The organism is Paraburkholderia bannensis (genome assembly GCF_014200455.1).
In the GTDB taxonomy this organism is placed as follows: Bacteria; Pseudomonadota; Gammaproteobacteria; order Burkholderiales; family Burkholderiaceae; genus Paraburkholderia; species Paraburkholderia bannensis_A.
Map to the genome: position 1 here is coordinate 1 of NZ_JACHBW010000049.1, position 5882 is coordinate 5882.

At 57.6% G+C, this 5882-nt stretch carries 3 protein-coding genes and 3 pseudogenes; 5 read left to right on the forward strand and 1 reads right to left on the reverse strand.

Translation table 11 applies throughout. The annotated features are described in order from the left end of the window. The 5 genes and pseudogenes from F4827_RS34560 to F4827_RS34585 all read left to right on the forward strand — a co-directional run. Window positions 1-579 (forward strand): annotated as a pseudogene (locus F4827_RS34560) (DDE-type integrase/transposase/recombinase); the annotation flags it as partial. 333 nt (window positions 580-912) lie between these two features. Further along, window positions 913-1932, forward strand: a complete 1020-nt coding sequence (locus F4827_RS34565) for an IS110 family transposase (RefSeq protein WP_183733695.1) — start codon at window positions 913-915, stop codon at window positions 1930-1932. A 1701-nt stretch (window positions 1933-3633) separates the two neighbouring features. Beyond that, window positions 3634-3924 (forward strand): hypothetical protein, encoded by a 291-nt coding sequence (locus F4827_RS34575; RefSeq protein ID WP_183733689.1) that lies wholly within the window; start codon window positions 3634-3636, stop codon window positions 3922-3924. Between the two features lie 363 nt (window positions 3925-4287). Beyond that, window positions 4288-4761, forward strand: coding sequence for a DUF2934 domain-containing protein (locus tag F4827_RS34580; protein ID WP_183733686.1), 474 nt, complete (start codon window positions 4288-4290; stop codon window positions 4759-4761). 387 nt (window positions 4762-5148) lie between these two features. After that, a pseudogene (locus F4827_RS34585) lies at window positions 5149-5360 on the forward strand (Crp/Fnr family transcriptional regulator); the annotation flags it as partial. Window positions 5361-5411: 51 nt separating this feature from the next. On the opposite strand, the pseudogene F4827_RS34590 reads toward F4827_RS34585, so the two are convergent. Then, a pseudogene (locus F4827_RS34590) lies at window positions 5412-5858 on the reverse strand (transposase); the annotation flags it as partial. Between the last annotated feature and the right edge of the window lie 24 nt (window positions 5859-5882).

A 5882-nucleotide genomic window follows, 5' to 3' on the forward strand; every position in this document is an offset into this window, starting at 1 on the left:
GTAAAGAAGCTGTTCAAGCGCTATCCAATCGGCTACTTCCATATCGACATTGCCGAAGTGCAGACAGCCGAGGGGAAGCTGTATCTGTTCGTGGCGATCGACCGCACCAGCAAGTTTGCCTTCACTGAATTGCACCCACAGGCAGGAAAGCTGGAGGCCGCCAGGTTTCTGCAAAACCTCATCAAGGCCGTTCCCTACCGTCTCCACACGATACTGACAGACAACGGCATCCAATTCACGAATCGTGCGCGGGATCGTTATGCCTTTGAGCACATTTTCGGCCGCACATGCAGGGAGAACGGCATCGAGCATCGGCTCACCAAGGTCAAGCATCCGTGGACGAATGGTCAGGTCGAGAGAATGAATCGCACGATCAAGGAAGCAACCGTCAAACGCTATCACTACGAGACTCACAGCCAGTTTCAAACCCACCTTCACGACTTCATCCAGGCGTACAACTTTGCTCGTCGCCTGAAGACTCTCAAGGGCCTCACACCCTACGAATACATCTGCAAGATCTCGACAACAGAGCCCCAAAGGTTCATTCTTGACCCGCTCCATCAAATGCCGGGACTAAACACCTGGGCAAGTATCGCCGGGCAATGCTACCCGCATTGCGGTTCGCGTGGGGCGCAACATTCTTCGGGGTTCGTGCGCAAACCACACCGCTGCGCGACCCCGAGCACTATTCAATATATCGCCAATATGTCGGAGTGCGACGTTATATTGATGTGCGAAACGCCGGCGGATGCACGGAGCGGAATCTCACATCTTCCGGCTGAAAAGGGCGTGGACGCTAAATGGCACCAATTCAGAGAGCAATGATATGAACGCCTCCCACCCACGCCAACACCTCGGCCGTCGGACTATAGTTGGATGGCCAAGGAGTCTTGGTACAGATCGGAGATCGATATGCTGCTCACTCCTGTTGGGATTGATATCGCGAAGTCGGTGTTTCAGGTTCACCATGTAGACGCGGACACGGGTCAGATCATCAATAAGGCGATCAAGCGCGCCAGCTTTCTGCACTACTTCGCAAATCGGGCGCCTTGCCTTATTGGAATGGAGGCTTGTGGGGGCGCGCAGCATTGGGCGCGTGAACTGACAAAGCAAGGGCATCAAGTGAGGCTGCTCTCATCGAGATTCGTCAAGGCATTTAACATTGGCAACAAGAGTGATGCGGCGGACGCACGAGCAATCTGGCTGGCTGTCCAACAGCCAGGCAAGTGTGTTTCAGTGAAAACCGAAGCTCAGCAGGCAGTGCTCGCCATGCACAGAATGCGAGAGCAACTGGTGAAGATGCGCACGATGCAGATAAACGCGCTGCGCGGCCTGATGACTGAATACGGCGAGGTAATGGGGCGAAGCCGCGCGGTACTAGAACGAGAAATGCCAGGCACTTTGCACCGACTCTCTGAACGTCTGCCGGCGATGCTTATCGACACGCTGCGTGACAGGTGGAACGAAGTTGCAAGAATGGACGAGCAAATCGCGAGGATCGAGCAACGGCTTCGCGTCTGGCTGAAGCAGGACAGGAGTTGTTCGGCCATAGCCGAAATTCCTGGCGTTGGTCTGCTCACCGCAACGGCGGCAGTGGCCACAATGGCCGATCCCAAATCGTTCAGATCTGGGCGAGAATTTGCTGCGTTTTTAGGGCTCGTTCCGAGGCAGCACGGTTCGGGCGGAAAGGTAAGTCTGTTTGGAATCAGCAAGCGGGGCGACACCTATTTACGCACGCTCCTGACTCACGGTGCGCGCTGCGTACTGGCAAATGCCAAGGACCCGGGCCTCTGGGTCGAGCAACTGAAAAAACGAAGGCCGACAAACGTGGTAGTGATCGCTTTGGCGAACAAGCTCGCACGGATCATCTGGGCAGTCCTTGCACACGGACGGACGTATGAAAAGGGTTACGCGAGCGTTCGGCCAGTCTGAGCACGTTTTCCGGTGGGCCGTGGAATCAGGAAGTTTCGTATCAACATCATCGTGTCTTACGTGAACCATCAAGAGGTTGCGCAGGAGCTTCATCTGGAATGACAGAACAGGTAGGACCGGGGCTCGCTGAACCTGTGTTGTAGTGAGAGCTTCGAGCTCGTTTGAGCAATGAGGTGCGAGTCAGCGGATTTCATAGTGGCCAGCAGCGGTAGTCCGAGCTGCAAATAGGCCGGATATACAGCTGCAGCCCGTCTTGTTCCGGAATGCCGACCGAAGCCTCTCGCAAAGGGAGGCGTTCATATTCACTACAGCGATGGCGGCTAAGGCCGCGTACGCTAGCTTCCGGCCGACGCAACGAGGGCGATGCTTCGACGACGTTCGCCGCGACGTTGCCGGCGCGCCCGCCTCCCTACCACCATGACCGATGTCAATTCCCAAAGCACTTTTCGCGCTCTTCCCGTGACTCCAGATCAAGACGCGGAAATCAGGCATAACGCACGAAGCAAAACTAGGCATGGCGTACCGTGAGACACCCCTGAGCTTGACTCCATGCTTGCAGACGTGCTTACCCCCACGCAATGAAGACGTCCTATCTAGCGCCGCTAGGAACTGATCGCCAACATGCTGCATTGCGAATATCAAGCTGACGGAGACACTGAGCGGAAACTGCTGGACGAAGGTGTCATACGCCCGGACTCATCAAGGTACTGAACCGCGGCGCACGCGAGTTGCAGGTTGCGAGTGCAACCCGATGGTCAATATCGAAAGCTATCGCCATCTCGTGCGTCATCGATTCGGTTGCCGAACGACACGGTGCAGAACCGCTGTGCGGGCGAGCGTCTGGTCAACCCGAGGCTCGTCAACGCGATTCGCGTCGCACTGGCACAAGCACCATGCCGCCGCCGTCGATGCCACTTCCCCGGCGCCAGACTGCCTTGCCGAGCGCCGACAGTTCACCGCAACTGTGTTGCGCGTCAGCTTCGGTTCCTGCTATCGCCATGTCGCCGCCAGCCTGCTCCTGCGCTGGCTGGCGCTTCCCCGCATGTGCAGCGACTGCGTCATCGTGTGACCTTCCCGCATAGCATTTCGTCATCTTTTCGACCTCCTCATTAGTAATGCTGATACGTTATACACGGTCACCACCGCGCTTTCGCTCAGACGCGTCACCTCTCGGCGGCATTCGTCAAGTCCCCCAACCTTCCCGGGCCCTTCCTTTGCCTCCGAACCCGCGCAACGCTGCGTTGCTGGCCTGCCATCTCACGCAAAACTCCGTTTTCCGGCGCATTGCGCATGCCGTCGTCAGTTGCGTTGCTAACGTCGAACGCCAGCCTTCTGCTTTCTGCCAGCACGTCCGCGTTCATACGGTTAGGCCTCATTTGATGCTCCTTTTGCCTGGTGACTTCGGCGATAGAACACTTCAAACGCCAAATCGGGCGTTACGTATCCGACGCGCGCACCACAGCATTCATGCATTCAGGAAGAACGTCTGTACACCATCGTACTATTGCTATGTCAACCACCGCAGATTGCCGAAAGATTCGGCATACCCGCGAGTTTATCTTCGGGAAGCGTCACGATTTAGTTTGCTTTTCGACAGCATAGAGCGCATGGTAAGACGATCCAGATGTACCTGACCGCGCATTTCGCATCCGGACAGTCATCGGTTCATGACGGTCAGGATAGCTTAAGGAGCGTGCCGTCATGACCATTCCCACTATCGAGTACAAAGGGCACGAGATGCGTGCTTACTCACACCAGATATTCCCCCCGCATCGCGATCCGTACGCCAATGGACCCAGGCAGTTCTCATCGTTCGTGCGGATCGAGACCATTCCTTCCGGGACGGTCAAGGCAAGGCGCTATGCAACGTTGTACGGCGCGCTAAGTCCCACCACCATGGACGATGCGCTCGACCTCGCGATGCAATACGGCAAAGCCATCGTCGATGGCAAAGTTCAGGCAACCGAACTATGCCATACCGTATGTGAATAGTCTGGCGGTTGGGTGGGGAAAGTCACGGAATATCCGTTCCAAGTGTAGCGGCACGGCGATTCTGCCTTGAGTGCCAGAATTCCAGAACTTTCCCGATCGATCAACCGCGCGCGGCCATTGGCTTGATAAACGAAATTACAACGCACAGGAGGTCGCCCAGGGGGCTGGGCATGCATCCGCCACCAGATTTCCCGGACGAGGCGAAGCAAAGACGGTTCTTTGGTGCGGCATCGCGATGCGATCAGTCTCGCGCCGCTGGGAACGGTGGCAAGTTGTTTGTCGATGTGTAACGGTGACGTCCAGACTACTTTTCTCCACGGAAGCAGCAGCGACGGTCCGGCGAATAGAAGGGAGAAAAGTGCCATGGCAGAGCGACTGGTCGACGTACTGGACAGCAGAGGCGCTGTCATTCATACCTACCCCGTCTTACTCGGGCAATCGGCTGATGAATCTAACGATTTGGGGTACGAAACAAAGGCGCTGGAGGCAGCCGCCCACGGCCGGCTGGTTCCCGACGCACAACTCGCAAGCCTGTCCGCCAGAATACACATCAGTCGCGGCGGTCAGATGGCGCCCTATGGCGATAGCGTCGCCAGCAGTTCGGAGACGCTATCAGCTCTGGAGCAGGCCGTTCGCGAGCGCGCGTACTTTCTGTGGGAGCAGGACGCGCGTCTTTCGGGAAATGCGGAGGAATACTGGCATCGCGCGCTGGAGCAGCATCTGCGCGAGCGGGCGTACGTGCTCTGGGAGCAGGAGGGACGCCCTGCTGGGCGCGCCGACGAGTTCTGGCATCGGATCCGCAACTTTGAGGCGCCGATCACTTTCATCGTAGGTTGAGCAGGCGGCCTCGCGCGCAAGATCTCCACACGAGGGTGGTGCGGCGAACGGTTCGGCTATGGTCAACCCCCGGCCAGCGGGTACGCCATCGCACTCCAGTGGTCGGTATGAACGGCAGCGGATCCTCGCTCCTGTGTGTCAGGAGTTGCGGGCGAAAATGCTCGGAGCGGACGAAGCCGCCTAACCGCTGCGAGCGTCTTACGACGTTTCGCAGTCGATACGAAAGTTCAGTCAAGCCCCGCAAACCAGACCCTGCTCTTGGTGTCCCCCAAATACGATTAAGCGGCCGCGCAACCAGTTTCGCTCCACCACGCGGCCAATTAGCCGTCTGCGGCATCAGAACGTCGGCGTACCACGCGTGGTTGAGATCCAGCCAATATCCCTTGCCCGTGCCGCGCGGCTACGCAAAGTGCAGGGAAGGCGTATCGAATGGATGCCCGCATTTTGAAAGAGAAATGCAGTCGCGCGGATTCCGTGCAGCGGCGATTGCGCTATAGCCAGGCACTAATCACCCAGATGGCGCAGACGGCGGTTTCAACCGGCACTATTCGATCGACCAGCAGTTGTGCCGTTGGCTGCTGCTGAGCCTCGATCGTCTATTTCCTTGCTTCACCTCAATTGCCGAATGACAGCGGAACGGCATGAGCGGCATACAGTTCAGCATGCCGGGCAAATGCGTCCGCCTGCACGACGCCCTTGAAGTTCGCAAGTTGTCGCTGGAGATGTTCGCCGCGACGTTCCGTTGTATAGGCAAGCCAGACCGCCGGAGCTTCCGGGGAACCACTGGGCCGATCGTCTCGCACATACACCCAGATCCGGCCCGTCTTTGTCCTGCCATTGCCTAGCGCGAGCACCGGCAGCGGCGTGTCGTGACCGTGAACCGTGGCGCCGCCAAGCGCGTGACGGCGCACTGCGTCGACCGGCGGATTGAGCAACCAATTTTTGACGCTCCCCGTCAGGCTCTTCAGGCACGCGGCCGCATTCGGTGAGCCAGCCTTGATACGTTGATATGAACAAAGGGATATAGTCTCCAGACGAGGCAGCGAACATACTTTTGCGTCGCGACAGGCAGAGAGATTTGCCGGAGAACGCGTCAGACGGGCACTACCTGAATTATAGTA